The 1,884-nt window shown below is 63.7% G+C and carries 4 protein-coding genes; all 4 read left to right on the forward strand.

Annotated features, from left to right (window positions below; genetic code table 11):
• On the forward strand, nucleotides 1–524 hold a 524-nt coding region (gene hemH, locus VGD20_RS00165), incomplete at its 5' end, for a ferrochelatase (protein ID WP_331132511.1).
• 37 nt (nucleotides 525–561) lie between these two features.
• Nucleotides 562–1,284, forward strand: a complete 723-nt coding sequence (phbB, locus tag VGD20_RS00170) for an acetoacetyl-CoA reductase (protein ID WP_331132512.1) — start codon at nucleotides 562–564, stop codon at nucleotides 1,282–1,284.
• Nucleotides 1,285–1,335: 51 nt separating this feature from the next.
• A complete protein-coding gene (locus VGD20_RS00175; protein WP_331132513.1) occupies nucleotides 1,336–1,575 on the forward strand; it encodes a type II toxin-antitoxin system ParD family antitoxin in 240 nt (79 codons plus the stop codon).
• Nucleotides 1,572–1,884 (forward strand): type II toxin-antitoxin system RelE/ParE family toxin (locus tag VGD20_RS00180; protein ID WP_331132514.1); only part of this gene is annotated, 313 nt, incomplete at its 3' end. The genes VGD20_RS00175 and VGD20_RS00180, both read left to right, overlap by 4 nt.

The following is a 1,884-nucleotide window of genomic DNA, read 5'->3' on the forward strand; positions in this document are numbered from 1 at the left end:
GGCAGCCCGCAATCCGGACCCTGCCACCTTATCATGACGATCCCGCCTATATCGCGGCGCTCAAGACCTCGATCGAAGCGAGCCTCGCCGGGATCGATTTCCTGCCCGATACAATAATAGCCAGCTTCCACGGCATGCCCGAACGCACACTGCAGCTTGGCGATCCCTATCACTGCCATTGCCGGAAGACCGCGCGCCTGCTGGGCGAGGCATTGGGGCTTGAACTCGAAGTCACCTTCCAGTCGCGCTTCGGGCGCGCGAAATGGCTCGAGCCCGCGACCGACGCGGTGCTCGCGGCGTTGCCGGGCAAGGGTGTCCGCAAGGTTGCGATCCTCGCGCCCGGCTTCTCCGCCGATTGCCTAGAGACGCTGGAGGAGCTCGCGATCCGCGGCCGCGAGACATTCGTCACGGCGGGCGGCACACACTTCGCCTATCTGCCCTGCCTCAACGCCAGTCCCGAATCCGTAACAATGCTGCGGCAGTTGCTCGCGCGCGAGCTTGCGGGCTGGATTGAGCCCGCTTAGGTTCACGACACAAACTGCAGCAAGGAGAGCGCGTGCCATGGCCAGAACAGCGATCGTCACCGGCGGAACCCGCGGCATCGGCGAGGCGATCAGCCTTGCGCTGAAAGACATGGGCATGAACGTCGCGGCCACCTATGCCGGCAATGACGATCGCGCGCGCGCGTTCACCGAGCGCACGGGCATCCGCGCCTATAAATGGGATGTCGCAGACCATCAGGCATGCCTCGATGGCGTCCAGGCGGTGGAGGCCGACCTCGGCCCCGTCGACGTCGTCGTCAACAATGCGGGCATCACGCGCGATGGTACGCTGCTCAGGATGACCTTCGAGGCGTGGAAGGAAGTGATCGACACCAATCTGGGCGGCTGCTTCAACATGGCCAAGGCGACCTTCCCCGGTATGCGCGATCGCGGCTGGGGCCGTATCGTCAATATCGGCTCGATCAACGGTCAGGCCGGGCAGTACGGCCAGGTCAACTATGCCGCCGCCAAGTCGGGAATCCACGGTTTCACCAAGGCGCTGGCGCAGGAAGGCGCCAAGGCCGGCGTGACCGTCAACGCGATCGCGCCGGGCTATATCGATACCGACATGGTTGCAGCCGTCCCCGCCGAGGTACTCGGCAAGATCGTCGCCAAGATCCCCGTCGGCCGATTGGGCCACGCCGAGGAGATCGCGCGCGGCGTGGCGTTCCTTTGCTCGGAAGAGGCAGGCTTCGTCACCGGATCGACGCTGTCGATCAATGGCGGCCAGCATATGTATTGAGCAAGGCGGCAGCGCGTTGCCAAATTTTGCCAAAGTGCCTATGTTCTCGGCATGAGCACGATGAACATCTCGCTGCCTGAATCGCTCAAATCCTTCGTCGATCGGCAGGTGTCTAGACGCGGCTACGGCACGAGCAGCGAATATGTGCGCGAATTGATCCGCCGCGATCAGGATCGCGAGCATCTGCGCGTCTTGTTGCTCGATGGTGCCGCGGCATCCGACCCGGTTGTCGTCGACCCCGCCTATTTCGACGGATTGCGCGTACGCGCGGTTGAGCGCGGCGGGCGGTGACGACAAAACCGCTCGTTGCGTTGGGGCTGGCCCGGCGCGACGTGGAAGACGCGATCGACCATTATCTGGCCGAGGCCGGAGACGCCGTGGCAATGCGCTTCATCGACGCGCTGGAACGCGCCTATCGGTCGATCGCCGAAGCGCCCGGGACGGGCTCGCCACGCTACGCGCATGAACTCAATCTGCCCAGCCTTCGGCATTGGCGGGTCAAGCGCTATCCCTTTTACATCTTCTACATGGAACATCAGGACCGTATCGACATTTGGCGCGTCCTCCACGCGCAACGCGACATTCCGGCATGGATGCAGG

The sequence above is a fragment of the Sphingopyxis sp. genome, from assembly GCF_036402335.1.
Classification (GTDB): Bacteria; Pseudomonadota; Alphaproteobacteria; order Sphingomonadales; family Sphingomonadaceae; genus Sphingopyxis.